Origin of the sequence: Rhizobium sp. N731 (assembly GCF_001664145.1) — a bacterium.
Taxonomy (GTDB): Bacteria; Pseudomonadota; Alphaproteobacteria; order Rhizobiales; family Rhizobiaceae; genus Rhizobium; species Rhizobium esperanzae.
This window is the reverse complement of the sequence record NZ_CP013605.1, coordinates 373,341-390,030: the sequence shown is the minus strand read 5'-3', so window position 1 is coordinate 390,030 and position 16,690 is coordinate 373,341. Positions and strand designations below refer to the sequence as shown.

15 protein-coding genes are annotated in these 16,690 nt (G+C 60.8%); 3 read left to right on the top strand and 12 right to left on the bottom strand.

Going from position 1 to position 16,690, the window contains the following annotated elements:
• Positions 1-33: 33 nt before the first annotated feature.
• The 5 genes from AMK02_RS27060 to AMK02_RS27040 form a co-directional block, all read right to left on the bottom strand.
• The gene (locus AMK02_RS27060) at positions 34-744 is read right to left on the bottom strand and encodes an RNA polymerase sigma factor (protein WP_064807794.1); all 711 of its coding nucleotides are present in this window, start codon (positions 742-744) and stop codon (positions 34-36) included.
• A 36-nt stretch (positions 745-780) separates the two neighbouring features.
• Positions 781-1,101 (bottom strand): cupredoxin domain-containing protein, encoded by a 321-nt coding sequence (locus AMK02_RS27055; RefSeq protein ID WP_064807792.1) that lies wholly within the window; start codon positions 1,099-1,101, stop codon positions 781-783.
• 7 nt (positions 1,102-1,108) lie between these two features.
• Complete coding sequence (locus tag AMK02_RS27050) at positions 1,109-1,630, bottom strand: DUF4142 domain-containing protein (protein WP_064807790.1); 522 nt, start codon at positions 1,628-1,630, stop codon at positions 1,109-1,111.
• A 100-nt stretch (positions 1,631-1,730) separates the two neighbouring features.
• Positions 1,731-2,078, bottom strand: a complete 348-nt coding sequence (locus AMK02_RS27045; RefSeq protein ID WP_064807788.1) for a DUF488 domain-containing protein — start codon at positions 2,076-2,078, stop codon at positions 1,731-1,733.
• Between the two features lie 177 nt (positions 2,079-2,255).
• Positions 2,256-3,284 carry an aldo/keto reductase gene (locus tag AMK02_RS27040; RefSeq protein WP_064807992.1) on the bottom strand — a complete coding sequence of 343 codons (1,029 nt, stop codon included), beginning with the start codon at positions 3,282-3,284 and terminating at the stop codon, positions 2,256-2,258.
• A gap of 240 nt (positions 3,285-3,524) precedes the next feature.
• On the opposite strand from AMK02_RS27040, the gene AMK02_RS27035 reads away from it, so the two are divergent.
• The 3 genes from AMK02_RS27035 to AMK02_RS27025 all read left to right on the top strand — a co-directional run bounded on the left by AMK02_RS27035 (position 3,525) and on the right by AMK02_RS27025 (position 8,114).
• The gene (locus AMK02_RS27035) at positions 3,525-5,453 is read left to right on the top strand and encodes a diguanylate cyclase (RefSeq protein WP_064807786.1); all 1,929 of its coding nucleotides are present in this window, start codon (positions 3,525-3,527) and stop codon (positions 5,451-5,453) included.
• Between the two features lie 94 nt (positions 5,454-5,547).
• Positions 5,548-7,842 carry an FdhF/YdeP family oxidoreductase gene (locus AMK02_RS27030; protein WP_064807784.1) on the top strand — a complete coding sequence of 765 codons (2,295 nt, stop codon included), beginning with the start codon at positions 5,548-5,550 and terminating at the stop codon, positions 7,840-7,842.
• Entirely contained in the window at positions 7,839-8,114 is a 276-nt protein-coding gene (locus tag AMK02_RS27025) for a hypothetical protein (RefSeq protein ID WP_064807782.1), read from the top strand. Before AMK02_RS27030 ends, AMK02_RS27025 begins: the two co-directional genes overlap by 4 nt.
• Before the next feature lie 56 nt (positions 8,115-8,170).
• Here the strand turns inward: AMK02_RS27025 and AMK02_RS27020 are convergent, their stop codons facing one another.
• The 7 genes from AMK02_RS27020 to AMK02_RS26985 form a co-directional block, all read right to left on the bottom strand.
• Positions 8,171-9,169 carry an AraC family transcriptional regulator gene (locus tag AMK02_RS27020; protein WP_064807780.1) on the bottom strand — a complete coding sequence of 333 codons (999 nt, stop codon included), beginning with the start codon at positions 9,167-9,169 and terminating at the stop codon, positions 8,171-8,173.
• A 787-nt stretch (positions 9,170-9,956) separates the two neighbouring features.
• Positions 9,957-11,942 carry an oxidoreductase gene (locus AMK02_RS27010; protein WP_064807776.1) on the bottom strand — a complete coding sequence of 662 codons (1,986 nt, stop codon included), beginning with the start codon at positions 11,940-11,942 and terminating at the stop codon, positions 9,957-9,959.
• A 96-nt stretch (positions 11,943-12,038) separates the two neighbouring features.
• On the bottom strand, positions 12,039-13,118 hold the full coding sequence (locus AMK02_RS27005; RefSeq protein WP_064807774.1) for a quaternary amine ABC transporter ATP-binding protein: 1,080 nt from the start codon (positions 13,116-13,118) through the stop codon (positions 12,039-12,041).
• A complete protein-coding gene (locus AMK02_RS27000) occupies positions 13,111-13,998 on the bottom strand; it encodes an ABC transporter permease (RefSeq protein WP_012490081.1) in 888 nt (295 codons plus the stop codon). The genes AMK02_RS27005 and AMK02_RS27000 overlap by 8 nt, the downstream gene beginning before the upstream one ends.
• 93 nt (positions 13,999-14,091) lie before the next feature.
• Positions 14,092-15,093, bottom strand: coding sequence for an ABC transporter substrate-binding protein (locus tag AMK02_RS26995; protein WP_064807772.1), 1,002 nt, complete (start codon positions 15,091-15,093; stop codon positions 14,092-14,094).
• Positions 15,094-15,161: 68 nt separating this feature from the next.
• On the bottom strand, positions 15,162-15,956 hold the full coding sequence (locus tag AMK02_RS26990) for a pyrroline-5-carboxylate reductase family protein (protein WP_064807770.1): 795 nt from the start codon (positions 15,954-15,956) through the stop codon (positions 15,162-15,164).
• 13 nt (positions 15,957-15,969) lie between these two features.
• Entirely contained in the window at positions 15,970-16,599 is a 630-nt protein-coding gene (locus AMK02_RS26985) for a TetR/AcrR family transcriptional regulator (protein ID WP_004671993.1), read from the bottom strand.
• Positions 16,600-16,690 lie beyond the last annotated feature (91 nt).

Sequence of the window (16,690 nt, the reverse complement as noted above, 5' to 3'; positions counted from 1 at the left end):
AGCGTCGAAGCAAGCGCGTGCTGATGCCGGATCTCACGATCTCTGGCGAAGGGCTGCGATGACGCGATCGCCCATGGAGGCGCAACGAGCGCCGTCGAAGGGAAACAGCGCAGAGAATGCGCCGGAGAGCTGTTTCTCGATCGACTGGCGCATCAGCTTGCGCGCCCGATGCAGCCGGGTCTTGGCGGTTTGAGGCTTGATGCCGAGATAGGATGCGGCCTCCTCGGTGCTCATGCCCTCGACCTCGCGCAGCACGAAGATGGCGCGAAATTCGTCCGGAAGGTCGTCGACGGCCTGTTCGAGGAGATGCCGCGCCTGGCTTCGCGACAGCTCGGTTTCCGGATCGGTCGCGGAGAGCGAGGAGGGGAACTGGAGGACTTCGCCGCCCCGCGATGTCGTCTGCATGTCGATTTCCTCAAGCCCGGTGGTATTCTTTCGTGCGCGCACGCGGCCCAGCGCCTCGTTGAGCGTTATCCGGGTCAGCCATGTCGAAAGCTCGGCCTCGCCCCGGAATGTCGCCAGGTTGGTGAAGGCCTTGACATAGGCGGCCTGCACGACGTCTTCCGCTTCCCAATCGTTGCGGATGATGGCGCGCGCGGTGCGGAACAGGCGCTGATTGTGACGCTGGACAATGGCGCGGATGGCGGGCTCGTCACCCTGCTTTGCAAGGGACACGAGCTCGGCATCGGGGAGCGCTGATATATTCTGCCGGCGTTGCGCGACCGGAACCGCAATGGCTGTCATGCAAATCTCCGCATTGCTTTGGATCGGAACCCGACCTTACGGCCGGACGTCCAGTTTGCCCGTCATGGCGGGATGAAAGCGGCAATAGAAATCGACCGCTCCCGCCCGGCCGACCGTCATCCGCGCCTCCGATTTCGGCGGCAGATCGACATCGAAGCTCTTGTCGCGAGCCGTCGCCGTATGCCGGAATATATCATCGTTTCGCCAGACGATCACATCGCCGACATGCAGCTCGGCAGGCGGTGCGCCGAATTTCATGCCTGCGATGGTGACCTGATATTCCGCCGCTGAGGCGACTCCGCTGCTTGCCCAGAGCAGCGCCAACAACAGCGGCGACAATTTCATCAGCAATCGCATCACGACCCTACTTGATCATCGAAGCGAGATGCTCGGCATGCGTCTGGTGTTGCTTGAACAGGGTCAGGCCCGTTTCCAGCAGCGATTTCAGTTCCTTGTTCTGAGCCGAAGGGATCAGCACCTTGGCAAGGGCATCGTTGACCGACTTGTGATAAGCGACTTCGTTTTCGACATAGGCCTTGTCGAAGGCTGCACCGTCGAGGGCGTCAAGCGTCTTCAGTTCCTTGCTCGCCTGGGTCGAGAGCGACTGGCTGATCTTGTTGTCCTCAGGCGTCACCTTCAGCTTCTTAACGAGGGCGAGCGCCTGGTCGTTGACGGCCTTGTGGTCGCGCTCCATGGTTTTGGCGAATTCGATGACCTCGGCATTTTTGCTCTTCTTCAACGCCTGCTCGGCGGCGGTGACATCGATCTGCCCCGCCGTATAGGCGATGTGGGCGATCTGAGGGTCGGTCGGCTTGGCGTCGGCGGCGATCGAGGCCGTGCCGAGCAATGCCGCGATGAAGGTTGCGCCGAGAATTCGTTTGAACATGATCTGTCTCCTATGTCGGATGAATGCGAGCATTGGATGCAGATCGATCGAAAAGGTTCCCGGAAATCTTCGAAGCGGGAAATGGTTGTCTGTCGTGGGTTCAGTCTTCGCCGATAAAACGCTGAAGCACGATAGCATGATTGTGGGCCTGGTCTTTCGCCGCATAGAGAAGCGTGGCATCCGACTGCCCGATCCGGCGTTCGAGCTCCTCGACAACAGCTGAATTCTCCTTGAGCTCGTCGCGGTAGCGGCGCTGGAACTCGCTCCATTTGGCGGGGTCGTGGCCGAACCATCGGCGCAGCGCCGGACTCGGCGCGATGTCCTTCAACCAGACATCGACGGCCGCCTCCTGCTTCTTCAGGCCGCGCGGCCACAGCCTGTCGACCAGAATACGCGTGCCGTCCTTGTCTTCTTTCGGCTCGTAGATTCGTTTGATGTGCAAGGCCATCTGCTCACCCGCTATGAAGGTAATTCAGAACGAATACGCCGATGCAGGATTTGGTTCCACTCATGGCCTATGGTGCCAATTAGTCACACTGTACCGCCTCTGAGCTGTCACAATTGATTTTTCGCGTGCAACTGCGTCAACCGCCGCCGTTTGCAGATACGTTTAGGTCAGCGCGCCCTATGACTCACCGACAGGCGCATCACCTCGCATCAGGCCAAGCGATTTCAGGTCCTCCCACAGCTCGTGAGGGATATGTGTGTTCCGCGCGCGTTCGTTTGATGCCACTTGATCGATCGACTGGCCACCCGGGATGATAGAAACGACAGCCGGATGGAAGAGCGGAAAGTTGAGAGCCGCGTCTGAGAGGGCGACATTGTATTTCAGACAGACGTGCTCGATGCGCCCGACTTTATCGAGGATGTGTGACGGGGCGTCAGAGTAATTATACTGCGCGCCAGCAACCGGGCCTGTCGCGAGTATGCCGGAATTATAGGGCCCGCCGAGCACGATGCCGATATTGCGGGCGACGCACAGGGGGAGAAAGGATTCCAACGCCTCCTGCTCGAGCAAAGTATATCGTCCAGCAAGAAGAAACAGATCGAAGTCGCCACGCTCGGCAAGCGTCTGGCACATCTCCCACTCGTTTATCCCGCCACCAATGGCTTTCACCACTCCCTGGTCGCGTAGTGAGGTCATCGCCTGATACCCACCGCTCATGAATTGCTCGACATAATGGTCACAGGCCGCCGGGGTGCCGTGATTGAAGACATCCAGATCGTGCACGAACAGGATATCGAAGCTGTCGAGCCCGGTGCGCTCGAAAGAGGCTTCGAAAGATCGCATGATGCCATCGTAGCTATAGTCAAAAACCTCTCGGCGATTGGGAGTATCGAAGAATTTGCCGATGCCGGTCCGCTGTTCGGGTCGGCAGACCTTGAGGAGCCGGCCGACTTTTGTCGACACGACGAAGTCTTTACGCTGTTTCGTTGCGAGGAAGCGGCCAACCCGCCTCTCTGCGAGGCCAAGTCCATAGAGCGGCGCGGTGTCGAAGTAGCGGATGCCGTATTGCCAGGCTGCATCCAATACCGCTGCCGCCTCCTCATCGGTTATCGCCTGATAAAGATTGCCGAGCGGCGCGGTGCCGAACCCCAATTCCGTAAAGGTAAGCCCGCCGTCTCCCCTGCGATCCCAATGTCGCGTCTTCATGTCAAGTACCCGCATCCCATTCGTTTACCGTTCGTGCCCGACACTGCATTCTAACCAATAACGCTTCTGGGTGGAATCGAAGCTAAAATGACAAACCTTAGTCTGCGATGGCGTCTGCGATGGCCCGGGCAAGGGTGCAAACCCAGCGAGCATCCGTAGACGAGCGCGATATCCGGTGCATTAGCCGGTGAATGGCGCATCCAGCTGCCCGATTTAACGAAGCCCAAACCACTCTGTCGTATGACAGGGTTGTTACATGGTTTGGAAGGTGGACCCAACGCGGTGAATGGCATCTGGACGCAATTTGGTGGCAACCTTTCCTTCGTGTCTCTGGCGATGTCGCTCTGGGCGCTCTTTTCGATCCAGTTTCAGCGCCGTTCCTTCAGGCAGGAGAAGATCGCCTTCGGGATAATGGCCGGCGGCGCCTCCATCGGATCCATACTGCTGGCAATCGAATTCTATCCGGGCATCTATATCGACCTGCGTTTTTCGCCGCTTGCATTGGCCGGTATGTTCGGGGGGCCGATTGCGGCGGCTTTTGCCGCGTCGCTGGCGATCGCCTTTCGCTTTGCCGTCGGCGGCACGGCGATGGTCGACGGGATCGTCACGATGGCTGCTGCAGCCGGCATCGGCGTAGCCGGCCATTTCTGGACCCGCAAGAGATCTCCGGTGCTCATGGACGTTGCGTTGCTGAGCCTCGCCCTTGGCGGCGCGCTGGTCGCATCGATGGCTCTGCTTCCCACTCTGGTGACCGCTCATGTGCTGGCCGGCGTCGGTTTTCCGCTGACGGCCTTGAATTGTCTGGCGACCGTGCTGGGCGGCTTTGTCCTCTTGAAGACGCAGCAATGGGAACTCGAACGAAGCATCCTGGTGACGGCATTTTCGCAATCGCCGGACTATCTCTATGTGAAGGACCGAAACAGCCGGTTCATTACCGTCAATGAAAACATGACGCACCTCTTCCGTTTCAGAACGACGGCGGAGATGACCGGATTGTCGGATTTCAATCTGATGTCGCAGCCGCTCGCTGAAGAATTGTATCATCTCGAGCAGCAGGTCATGGAGACAGGGACGCCGCTGATCGACTCCAACGAGCGGATCGAAGGCCGCTTCCTACTCGCTTCCAAGGTGCCACTCAGGGACAAGCAGGGACGGATCATCGGTCTTGCCGGCGTGACACGCGACGTGACCGAGCGCACGGCGCTGGAGCGGGAGCTGCGCGAAAGCAAGAACCTGCTGTCGCATGCGATGGCGAACATGTCCGATGGCATCGCCATGTACGACAGCAAAGGCTTTCTTGTCTTTTGCAACGAACAGTACCGCGACGCCTTTCCGCTCTCCGGAGATGCCCGCGTGGTCGGCGCGCATATCAGCGACATCCTGCGCCGCGTCGTCGAAACCGGCGAGCGGCCTGCTATCGCAGAGGGTGATCTGGAAGAGTGGATCAAGACCGCCAGCGCGACCCTGCACAGCAATAAGGATGAGGAGATTCAGCTTCACAACGGTGATTGGCGCAGCATCCGCACAAGGATTGCCGGAGACGGCACGGCGATGGCCGTCGTCTCGGACATCACGGCGACGAAACAGGCGGAAATCGCGCTCAGGCTGTCGGCGGAGCAATTGAAGAATCTTGCCGAGACCGACGGGCTCACCGGCATTGTCAATCGCCGCGCTTTCGACGAGGCCTTCGCACGCGAGACGGCGGGCAGCACCAGGAAAAATACGCCTTTCAGCCTGCTGATGGTCGATATCGACCGCTTCAAAGCCTATAACGATACCTATGGCCATCCCGCCGGCGACCAATGCCTGCGCGTCCTCAGCAAGTGTCTGCGCCAGTCCGTCAGTCGGCCGGCGGACATCGTTGCGCGCTACGGCGGAGAGGAATTCGCCGTATTTCTTCCCGACACCAGCGCCAAGGGGGCGATGATTGTTGCCGAACAATTCGCGCGTCGCCTGGCCCAGGAGAATATCATTCATTCCGGCAGTGAGTTCGGCCGGGTCACCGCCAGCATCGGCATATCCTGCGCCACAGGCGCGACCCTGCGGACCAGCCCGAACCGGCTATTGGCAGAGGCCGACGCCGCGCTCTATGAGGCCAAGACGCAAGGTCGCAACCGTATTCTGGCGCATTCCCGCGAGAACGGGCATGCCCTGAAGGAAACCGGTTAGAAGCTACGCGCTTCAGCTCTCTCGATAGGTTTCTTCTATCGAGTCATCATTCGTACGCCCTTGATGTTTAGCGCCCTTCGTCAATACAGGGCGCATGGACACAAAATTCATTGGGAAGAAATCGGCGGCAGCCGGCGGCTGGGGCGCTCTGAAAAGCTGCGGCAAACAATTGCTGCAAAGCGGCATGCCGGTCTCGGGGGCGCGGACGATGCTGAAGGCGAACCAGCCGGACGGCTTCGATTGCCCGGGCTGCGCGTGGGGCGATCCGGAACACGGCTCGTCGTTCGAATTTTGTGAAAACGGCGTGAAGGCCGTCGCCTGGGAGGCGACGGAAAAGCGGGCGACACCCGCCTTCTTCGCGGCGAATACGGTCTCTGAGCTTCGCCGGCTGTCGGATTACGAACTGGAACTCAACGGCCGCCTCACGCATCCGATGCGTTACGATACTGCGAGCGACCGTTATCTGCCGGTGGCATGGGAGGATGCTTTTGCCGAGATCGGCAGCATTCTGAAGGGCCTCGATAATCCCAATCGGGCGGAGTTCTATACGTCCGGCCGCGCCAGCAACGAGGCTGCCTTCCTCTATCAGCTGTTCGTGCGCATCTACGGCACCAACAATTTTCCCGATTGTTCCAACATGTGTCACGAGGCAAGTGGAATAGCCCTGAACCAGGCGATCGGCGTCGGCAAGGGCACCGTGCTTCTGGAGGACTTCGAGGAGGCCGATGCGATCTTTGTGATCGGCCAGAATCCCGGCACCAATCATCCCCGAATGCTCGGCGACCTGCGCCGGGCGGCGATGCGCGGCGCGCGGATCGTCGTTTTCAATCCGATCCGCGAGCGCGGGCTGGAGCGTTTCTCCGATCCGCAGGACAAGATCGAGATGCTGCGCGGCGGCGCGACCGATATCGCCGGCCTCTATCTGCAACCGCAGCTCGGCGGCGACATGGCCGCTGTGCGTGGAATGGCAAAGGCGGTGCTGGCCGCGGAAGACGCTGCGGTTGCCGCCGGTCTGCCACCGGTTCTCGATCATGCATTCTTGGCCGAACATTGCGCCGGGTTTGCGCAATACCGGGCATTAGTCGAGGCGACAGCCTGGGCTGATATCGAAGACCAATCGGGACTGAGCCGACAGGACATCGAACAGGCCGCCGATGTCTATATCAGGGCCGAACGGGTCATCTGCACCTGGGCAATGGGAGTGACCCAGCACCTGCATTCGGTGGCGACGATCCGGGAGATCGCCAACTTCATGTTCCTGCGCGGCAATATTGGCAAGCCTGGCGCCGGTCTTTGCCCGGTTCGCGGCCATTCCAACGTCCAGGGCGACCGAACCGTCGGCATCAATGAAAGGCCTGCGGACGGTTTCCTCGATGCGCTGGAGAAGCATTTCGGCTTCTCCGTGCCGCGTGACCATGGCCACAATGTTCTTGCCGCGATCGGGGCGATGCTTGACGGCTCGGCCGAGGCCTTCATCGGGCTTGGCGGCAATTTTGCCCGTGCGACGCCCGACAGCGCACTGGTCGAAAAAGCGCTTCGCCAGCTGAAGCTGACGGTGCACATCGCCACCAAACCCAATCATTCACATCTGATGCCCGGCGAGGCGTCCTTCATTCTGCCCTGCCTCGGGCGTACCGAGATAGATCTGAACGCTGTCGGCAACTCTCAACTCGTCAGTGTCGAAGATTCGATGAGCATGGTGCATGGATCAGCCGGCATCAACCGTCCGGCCTCGCCGCATCTCCTCTCTGAGGTCGCCATCATTGCCGGCATTGCGCAGGCAACGGTCGGCTCCTCCGTGGCCGACTGGGCAGAACTGGCCGACGACTACGACCGCATCCGCGATCATATCGAGGCGACCATTCCCGGCTTTGAAAACTATAATGCCCGCCTGCGCAAGCCGCGCGGTTTCCACCTGCGCAATCCGGCCGCCCATCGGGAGTGGCAGACGCCGTCAGGCAGGGCATCATTCTCTTGCCAGCCGCTTCCTGCGGAGACCGTGCACCAGCGTGCGCGAAGGGGCGAGGGGCGTTTCGCTCTGCAGACGTTCCGGTCGCACGACCAATACAATACGACGGTCTATGGTCTCGATGACCGATATCGCGGTGTCTACGGAGAGCGGCAGGTCATCTTCATTCATCCGGCGGATCTGAAGGCGATGAATGCCAAGGCCGGGGACCGTGTCGACGTGATCGGCGAGTACGATGACGGCATCAAGCGTATCGCGCGGGATTTCCGCTTCGTGCCCTATGATATTCCGCAGGGCAGCATTGCCGGCTATTACCCGGAACTGAACGTGCTCGTGCCGCTTGGCAGTGCAGGCGAGGAAAGCGATACGCCGACCTCGAAATCGATCATGGTTTCCTTGCGCAAGCGAGACGCCGCGTGAGTGACGAGGCTATCGGCGCAGACCGGTTTCTTGCCCTTGTCGCTGCGGCGCAGGATAGGGACATCGGATTGACCTCTATACAGGCTGGTCTGCTCGTCGCCGCCGAGCTCGGAATCGCCTCCGACAGCGGCTCCTTTGCGCGCATGCTGGGGATCGCGCATGCCCTTGTGTTGCGGGATCTCAGCGCGCTGGCGGAGCGTGGTGATATGCTTGAAATCGTCGAGCGGGATCCGAGGACGATGCGAGTGCACTACAGGTTGGCCGTGCTTTAAACGACAGAGGGCGCAAAGAGCGAAGCTGAAAGATCGCGGTGCGCTTCAGATGCAAGTTACCGGCGGCCCATGCGCTTTCTCGTATCGGAGGGGTATTCGCCATAAGTCGCCTTGTAGACCGCGGAAAAGCGGCCGAAATGAAAGAATCCCCATTTCAGGCAGACGGCCTTCATCGTCTCCTTGCACTCGGGATCGAGCAGATCCCGGCGCGCCGCGCGCAGACGAAGCGTTAGTAGGTAAGCGGCGGGGGACGTTCCCTTGAATGCGCGGAAACCGGTTTCGAGTGCTCTGCTGGAGACGCCGGCCGCTTCCGCCACCTTTGGCATGGTGATCGGCTGATCGATATTGGCCTGCATGAACTCGATCGCCCTGCGCACATGCTTCGGAGCAATCAGAGCGGGTCCCTTTTCAAGGAAGTGCGACAGCCGGTGCGGCACCATGCGTACGACGAGATCGGCGAGCGCCTGCGTCATGTGCGCCATGGCGATCGGCGACTGCAGCAGCGGGCCGTCATCGCGCATCCCTGATATGATTGTTTCGGTGAGATTGCCGATCGTCCGGCCGGCCGGCGTCGACAGATCCAGTTCGGGCAGAAGGTCGAGCGAGCCGCTGAACGGCATTTCGAACGTCTGGCCGATCGTCTGGAGGATGACGGGCCAGTTGATCAGCAATTCGTCGATGACATTGCCTTGCCCATGCATGAAAACGCTGTCGGGTTCGAAATTATTGTAGAGAAGCAGTTTGCCTTGCCCGGCCTCAGCCTTGCGCGCCCCATAGGTAACTCCCATGCCGCCGCGACGCGGCACGACGAGCGACAGATACTCCGCCGTGCTGACAGTCGGCTCGACGTTGAATTGGAACTCCGCCTCATGATAGCCCGTCAGCAGGACGGCGCTCTCGGCCACGGAAAAATCTAATCCCCAATGAAAATCCTTGGCGCGGCCGACAGGCTCGGCATCAAACGCGCCGAAAGCGCCGCCGAGGGTTTCCACCATGTTGTCGAAAGACGAACCGTGGAATCGGAAGGAGAATGGCTGGGCGCTGTTTTCCGTCATGCTGTCCCCGTTATTTCATCCGGCATCGCGCACGGCGTGACACCTCGGCCCACCTGGACATCAGAATGAAGTACGTCCCTCTTATTGTTCGCACGTCACCGAGCGTCATCTTTCTCCTCACGCTTGCCAAGGCATCACGAATAAGGCTTGGCCATATATTAGCGGATAAGAAGCCAGAGCGCAGTAAGCGGCAGCCAGACGGGTAAGTTTCAACGTGATCCGGGCGTCGATATTGCTGGCCGGGGCAAGCCGATCCAGGCAGAGCTCGCGCGTGGCGTGCGTCGGAAACGCAAACCTTTTAAAGGATTTATCAACAATTCCCATCCGTCGGATTTTCCTGGCCAGGCGGCAGGAACTGACAGAACCGGCTGCACTTGGCAAGGCCTTGGACCTGCTGCTTTGATGGTGATCCGGTGATGAAACGATTAGCCAGCGTGCGCATAGGGCATATTCAAGGCGCCATCCAAAAGTCGCCTGCCGAAGGTTCTGAAGTGGACCGCTCGAGATAGCCTTCGGCAGGCTGACAGGCAGTTGGCATACGCACGGGATGGAGTGCGTATGGATGTAATCCCCGTCCATCACATGGGGTGATCGATGGAGCGGTGGCTTTCAGACCGTAGGCCATCATGGCCCCGGTCCGGTTCAGTTTAGTGTTCCCCGACGACGGAGCAATTGGCGTGCCCCGATATTGTCGGTCAATCCGCTTTTCGTGGCGCAGTCTGGACTGGTCGTGCGCAAAATGTATAGGCTGACGCTTCCCGCACCGTCTTTTCGGAGCGCCTCCGAATCAGATCTCTAGTCCGGCTCGCCGGCCCTCGTAGAAGGCATAGGGGGCCCGGCGCGGCGCGGCGCAGTCGCCGATCTCGACGGCGTCGATACCATGCGAGCGCAATTCCTCGCCCAGCGCGCTGGCCGCCGCATTGGTGGTGGCGAGCACCAAGCTGTCGCCTTCCTCGAAAAAGCGTTCACCGGTATTGTGATCCAGCAGCGTGACCCCATTGCCGTGCCATTCCAGCACGCTGACCTCCAGAAGCCATTTGACGCCCAGCCTCTTCAGGGTCCGGCGCAGCGGTACGTCGGCGGTCGTGCGCTGAAGCTCTTTGCCGATGAAGGGATCGGGCGAGAGCATTGTCACCGAATGCCCGTCTTCGGCAAGTTTCCAGGCGGTTCCGCAGCCGCGCCAGCCGCCGCCTTCGTCCAGCAGGAGGACTTTCCGGCCCGGCCTTGCCTGTCGCGCCATGACCGCCTCGATTGTAAAGACGTTGTCCTTTTCGATGCCGGGCAGCGTCTCGACGGATGGCAGGGCCTTCTGAAAGCCGGTTTCGAGGGAATAGGAGCCTGTCGCCAGGATCACCGCATCGGCGCCGACGGCCTCGACATCCGATGCCTCGAAATAGGCGTTGAACCTGATGTCGACCCCGAGCTTTGTCAGTTGCCGCTCGTACCAGGCAATGAGGTCGAGAATCTGCCCCCGGCGAGGCTGCATCCCGGCAAGCAGGAAATTGCCGCCAAGCCGGTTGGATGCTTCCGCGAGGATGACCTTGTGGCCTCGCTCGGCGGCCGCGCGGGCGGCTTCCAGGCCGGCGGGACCGGCGCCGACAACCAGCACCGTCTTCGGCTCGGCAGCTGGCGTGAAGCGGTCACCGCTCCATTGATATTCGCGCCCGGCCGAAGGATTGATGAGACAGCTTATCCAATAATCGCGCGAACGCCGGCCCCAGCACATCTGGTTGCACGAAATGCAGCCGCGAACATCCTCCGGACGGTCCTCTCCGGCTTTTCGCGCGAGGTGGGGATCGGCAATCTGGCCGCGCACGATCGACACGAGGTCGGCCGATCCTTCTCCGAGAACGGTTTCGCCGTTTTCCGGCGTTCTGATATGGCTTTCGGCGATGACCAGCGCGTGTTTGACCGACCGTTTGATCGTCGCCGCCAGATCGGCGCCGAGCTTTTCCTGGTAGAGGAAGGTCGGCATCAGCTTTTCGAAGTCGAGGTAGCCGCCCGAACCGCAGGTCACATAATCGACGAGGCCGAGATTGTCATGCAGTGCGACGATTTCGGCAAGTTCGTCCCGTCCGAGCGCCACGCTCTGGTCGGCGGCATCGCTGATCGCAAGCCCGATAATAAAGTCCTGACCGCACGTCGAGCGGATGCGGCTCATGATTTCCCTGGAGAAACGTGTCCGATTTTCGAGGGAGCCGCCCCACCGATCCTCTCGCCGGTTCGACCATGGTGTCCAGAATTGCTCGATAAGGCCGAGATAGGCCGCCCAGACTTCCACCCCATCGAAGCCGGCCTCGCGACAGCGACGCGCCGCCTGCACGAAGCCGTCGATGGTTTCCCAGATCTCGTCCTCGCTCATTGAATGCGAGCCATCGCTGTCGTGATAGCTGGCCATGCCGGAGGGAGACCAATGCGGGTGATATGAATTATCGGAGTCTCCATGCGCGCCGACATGGTAGAGCTGCTGGATCGCGACCGCGCCATTTTGCTTGATTGCGCTCGTGACTCTTCTGAAATGAGGAACCACGCTGTCGTCACCGGGACGAAAATTTCCGCGCGTCAGTATGGCGGCGGGATGGACGGGCATCGGCTCGACCACGATCATCCCGGCGCCGCCGATGGCGCGTTCGGCATAATAGGCGACGTGCTGGTCGCCCGGCACGCCGTCCCGGGCCATATTTGCCGTGTGTGCCCCGAAGACGATCCTGTTGCGCAAGCTGTGCCCGCGCAGACTGACGGGCGAAAGCAGACGCGGAAAAAGCTTTGACATCGTAATCCCTCGGGCGGCGGGTTTGCCGGTTGCAGTGCCGGGCGACCGCCGAGCGCTAGTCCCGCCGGCCAGCCGGGAGAGGCCGCCCGCGGAGGTTCAGAGGGCGACCGTAAGGGTGCTGTCGTGTCGGGCGGCCACCTCCTGCGAGTTCACCATTGCGCCGGCGAGCTGGCGGAAGGTGACAAGGCCCAGTGTTTCCCCCGACGGCGAAACCACCCTGGCATCATCGTCCGGTGTCGAAGCCAGCATTCGGACGGCCTCTTCCACCGTCGTGCCCGATGCGATCGTCAAACCGCCCGGCGCCACCACGGTGTGCAGAGGCGTCATGACGGCCTCGACATGGATGACCCGGCCTCGGTTGACCTCCTTGACGAAGTTGGCGATGTATTCGTCGGCCGGGCGCAGCACGATGTCCTGGCTGGTGCCCTGCTGGATGACTTCGCCGTCGCGCAGGATGGCGATCTGGTCGCCGAGGCGCAAAGCTTCGTCGAGATCGTGGGTGATGAAGACGATGGTCTTCTTAATCTCCTTCTGAATGTCGAGAAGCACCGACTGCATATCCGTGCGGATCAGCGGGTCGAGGGCCGAATAGGCTTCGTCCATCAAGAGAACTGGAGCATCGTTGGCAAGCGCCCGCGCTAGGCCGACACGCTGCTGCATGCCGCCGGAAAGCTGGTTGGGATAGCGCTGCTCGAAGCCTTTGAGCCCGACCCGCTCCAGCCAGCGCATGGCGACGTCGATGGCTTTGGCCCGCTCCATGCCCTGCACTTCGAGGCCGAAGATGGTGTTGTCGAGGACGTTGCGGTGCGGCAGCAGCGCAAACTTCTGGAACACCATCGCCGTCTGCTGCCGGCGGAACGTCCGCAATTCGGTCTCGTTCATCTTCACGACGTCGACGCCGTCGACCAGCACTTCGCCGGAGGTCGGGTCGATCAGCCGGTTGATATGGCGGATCAGCGTCGATTTTCCTGATCCCGAAAGGCCCATGACGACCTGGATGCAGCCTGAGGGGATCTCGATATTGATATCCCGCAGGCCGAGCACGTGGCCGTGCTTCTGGTTGAGCTCGGTCTTGGTCAGGCCTTTCTGCACCGCCTCGACATGGGCGGCGGGGTTGGGACCGAAGATCTTGTAGAGGTGGCGGATCTTGATGCCGCCGAAATGCTGCTCAGCCATGGACGGTCTCCCGATGCTTCTGGAGCCTTTTGCCATATGCCTGGCTGACCCGGTCGAAGATGATGGCGATGCCGACGATGGCAAGGCCGTTGAAAATGCCCAGTGTGAAGTACTGGTTGGCGATCGCTTTCAGCACCGGCTGGCCAAGGCCCTGGACGCCGATCATCGAGGCGATGACCACCATGGCGAGCGCCATCATGATTGTCTGGTTGATGCCGGCCATGATGGTGGGCAGCGCCAGCGGCAGCTGCACCTTGAACAGCTTCTGCGACCGCGAGGTGCCGAAGGCGTCGGCAGCTTCGAGCACGTCCTTGTCGACGAGCCGGATGCCGAGATCGGTCAGGCGGATCATCGGCGGGATGGCGTAGATGACGACGGCGATCAGGCCGGGCACCTTGCCGATGCCGAGCAGCATGACGACGGGAATGAGGTAGACGAAGCTCGGCATGGTCTGCATGACGTCGAGGATCGGGTTGACGATGCGCTGCAGCCGGTCGGAGCGGGCCATCAGAATGCCGATCGGGATGCCGATGGCGATGGAAAGAACCGTGCAGACGAAGATCATCGAGACCGTCCGCATCGTGTCGTCCCACATGTCGAAATAGCCGATCAGCATCAGCGTCACCAGACAGCCGGCGACGACCTTCAGGCTGCGGCTCCCAAACCAGGCGATGGCCAGGATGATCGCGGTGATGATCGGCCATGGCGTCTGCGTCATGAAGCGCTCGGCGGCGATGAGGAAATGCTGCAGCGGCACGAACAGGCTTTCGATGCCGTCGCCATAGCTGCGGGTAAATCCGCGAAAGCCGTCATCGATCGCCTTCTTCAGATTGCGAAGCGCGTCATCGTTCATGTGCGGGAATTTGTAAAACCATTCCATCTCGGTTCCCCTTTCGTCAAACAGCCGCAGCAGTCTTTTTGGTTTTGTCGGCCCGTGAGAAGCGGTGCGCTTTTCGCGCACCGCAATTTTGGCTTAGAGAGCAGCTTCGATCTTCTTGGCTGCCTCCGGCGAGACCCACTTGGTCCAGACGTCCTTGTTTTCTTCCAGGAAGTGCTTGGCACCGTCTTCGCCGGTCGCCTGGTTGTCGGTCATCCACGACATCAGCTTGTTGACCGTGTCGTTGCTCCAGGAGCGCTTCTTCAGATAATCCATGACCTCCGGGCCGACCTTTTCAGAAAAGGGCTTTGCAACGAGGGTCACGACGTGGTCGACAGGCCAGGCCGCCGGCTTCGGATCGGGGCAGTCGGCGACGGTGATGCAGCGCTTCCATTCGGCCGCATCTTCCGGCACGCCGGCTTCGAGCTTGACCATCTGATACTTGCCGAGCAGCGCGGTCGGCGCCCAGTAGTAACCGACCCAGCCTTCCTTGCGTTCGTAGGCCTTGGCGATCGAACCGTCGAGACCGGCAGCAGAACCGGTGTCGACGAGGGTGAAGCCCGCCTTCTCGGCGCCGAAGGCCTTGTAGAGCTGCGAGGTGACGACCGTGCCGCCCCAGCCCTGCGGGCCGTTGACGATGGCGCCCTTCTTCGCGTCCTCCGGATCAGGGAAGAGTTCCGGATGCTTCAGCACGTCGCCGATGGTCTTGATGTCGGGATGGGCGTCGGCGAGATATTTCGGAATCCACCAGCCCTGTACGCCGCCGTCCGGCAGCGGCGAGCCGACCTGCACGATGCGGCCTTCTTCCGTGCCCTTCTTGACGACATCCGGCAGCAGGTCGATCCAGGCTTCCGGGGCGATATCAGGCTGACCCTTTTCGGCCATGGACGTGATCGTCGGGACGGTGTCGCCGACGGTGATGTCGGCGCTGCAGCCGTAACCTTCGTTCAGGATGAACTTGTCCAGGTTGGAGAGAACTTCGGCGCTCTGCCAGTTCATGCTGGCGATGGTGACGCTGCCGCATTCGGCAGCGCTGGCGAAAGACGCGCCGCCAAGCAGGCCGAACGTCAAACATGTCGATGCAAGTAGTTTCTTCATTCTCGTTCCCTCTATTTAGCGGCTGATCTAGCCAGGCGGGGTGCCGCAGTACCCGCCCTCAACGGTCGTCAGGAAGCGTCTCCCATACTCACCGATTTCTTGAATGCTGCCGATAGTCCGTCTGCCACCGCGGCGTCGAACCCGGCGGCGCGCATGCCTTCGATGGCTGCTGCCGTTGTGCCGCGATAGTCGAGAAAGGCCCCAACGGTATCGTCCGGAGATTCATCGCGACGTTCCAGCAGGTGGCCGGCGCCGATCAGCACCGTATTGACGGCGCGGCGTGCAATCTCGGCCGAAAGGCCATGGGCGACGGCGTCGCTCATCATGGCGGCAGCGAGCAGCGCCGGAAATGCCGGGCCGGACCCGGAAAGGCCCGTGAGGTAGTCGATGTCGCTTTCGCTCGCGACTTCGTCCTGTGATCCGCAAGCCTCGAAAATGGCGCCGACAATGGCCCGGTCGTCTGCGGTGACACCGCTCGCGCCGATCCAGGGCGTATAGGATCTGGCCACTTCGGCGGCAGCATTCGGCAGCGCGCGGACGACGCGACCGGTGTTATGGCGTTCTGAGAGGGCGTTCAGTCGGACGCCCGCCATGACTGAGACGACCAGCTTGCCGCCGGCGTCGACCGTCAGGCCATGCCAGTCACCGGGGCGCACGGAGAGAATGATCACGTCAGAACGGTCGGCAAGCGCCTGGTTGTCGGACGTCCAGAAGGAGTTCGGGAAGCGGCGCGGCTGCTCGCCGCGATAGGAGAGGCAAAGATTTCGAGAATCGACCACGCCGGCATCAATCAGCGAGCCGGCGATTGCCCCGCCAAGCCAGCCGCCGCCACCGATTATGCCGATCCTCAAGGAAACGCTCATCTCCGGCCTTCCTCTAACTGGGCCTATAGCCATGCCGAGAGAAGAAGCGATCAAGCTCTCTCTGCTGCGGCACTTCGCCCGTGTAGATCGCAATATACTCCGGAATCCGTTTCATGCGGACGGCGATATCCTCCCTCGACTGCATGGAGATGTACCCGATCTGCACGAGGTATGTTGTTCGCGCTCTGACATCCGATGTCGTTTCTGGTAACCCGAACCGCATGAACATGCGCTTCAGCGCCTCCAGCCGGATCTGGTCGGCGTGCTGAACCTCGGCCAGAAGCTCGTCCGACTGCAGCGCCCAGCTGCGGATGGCGAACTCGAATTTCGCGTCGAAGAGATCGGTGTTGAGCCAGCAATCGAAGACGTTGAGCATCGCCTCGGCCAGCGATTCCGCGTAAGCCTCGGACTGTTTGATGATGTTGCCGGTGTTTTTGTCGCGCCACCGCGCCACCAATGCGCTCAACAGTTCCTCCCGGTCCTTGAAGAACCAGTAGAAGCTCGTCCTGGAGAGGTTGAGCTTCTTCGCCAACGGCAGAATTTTCACCGAGTCAACGCCCGACTCGAGCAGGGAATGGTAGGCTGCTTCGAGCCATCCCTCCTGCGATCCGCGCCAGCCAGTGTCGTTCAAAGCCTGATCCATGAATTTACTCCTATCAAATTACGACACGGCGCACAAGAAAAATGTACATATGTGTCGAAAATAACGACCCGTCTGTTTTCTTCGTTGACAC

Excerpts from the sequence above, each read along its gene's own strand:
- AMK02_RS27060 (WP_064807794.1), bottom strand. The coding sequence starts at position 744 with ATGACAGCCATTGCGGTTCCGGTCGCGCAACGCCGGCAGAATATATCA.
- AMK02_RS27055 (WP_064807792.1), bottom strand. The coding sequence starts at position 1,101 with ATGCGATTGCTGATGAAATTGTCGCCGCTGTTGTTGGCGCTGCTCTGG.
- AMK02_RS27050 (WP_064807790.1), bottom strand. The coding sequence starts at position 1,630 with ATGTTCAAACGAATTCTCGGCGCAACCTTCATCGCGGCATTGCTCGGC.
- AMK02_RS27045 (WP_064807788.1), bottom strand. The coding sequence starts at position 2,078 with ATGGCCTTGCACATCAAACGAATCTACGAGCCGAAAGAAGACAAGGAC.
- AMK02_RS27040 (WP_064807992.1), bottom strand. The coding sequence starts at position 3,284 with ATGAAGACGCGACATTGGGATCGCAGGGGAGACGGCGGGCTTACCTTT.
- AMK02_RS27035 (WP_064807786.1), top strand. The coding sequence starts at position 3,525 with ATGACAGGGTTGTTACATGGTTTGGAAGGTGGACCCAACGCGGTGAAT.
- AMK02_RS27030 (WP_064807784.1), top strand. The coding sequence starts at position 5,548 with ATGGACACAAAATTCATTGGGAAGAAATCGGCGGCAGCCGGCGGCTGG.
- AMK02_RS27020 (WP_064807780.1), bottom strand. The coding sequence starts at position 9,169 with ATGACGGAAAACAGCGCCCAGCCATTCTCCTTCCGATTCCACGGTTCG.
- AMK02_RS27010 (WP_064807776.1), bottom strand. The coding sequence starts at position 11,942 with ATGTCAAAGCTTTTTCCGCGTCTGCTTTCGCCCGTCAGTCTGCGCGGG.
- AMK02_RS27005 (WP_064807774.1), bottom strand. The coding sequence starts at position 13,118 with ATGGCTGAGCAGCATTTCGGCGGCATCAAGATCCGCCACCTCTACAAG.
- AMK02_RS27000 (WP_012490081.1), bottom strand. The coding sequence starts at position 13,998 with ATGGAATGGTTTTACAAATTCCCGCACATGAACGATGACGCGCTTCGC.
- AMK02_RS26995 (WP_064807772.1), bottom strand. The coding sequence starts at position 15,093 with ATGAAGAAACTACTTGCATCGACATGTTTGACGTTCGGCCTGCTTGGC.
- AMK02_RS26990 (WP_064807770.1), bottom strand. The coding sequence starts at position 15,956 with ATGAGCGTTTCCTTGAGGATCGGCATAATCGGTGGCGGCGGCTGGCTT.
- AMK02_RS26985 (WP_004671993.1), bottom strand. The coding sequence starts at position 16,599 with ATGGATCAGGCTTTGAACGACACTGGCTGGCGCGGATCGCAGGAGGGA.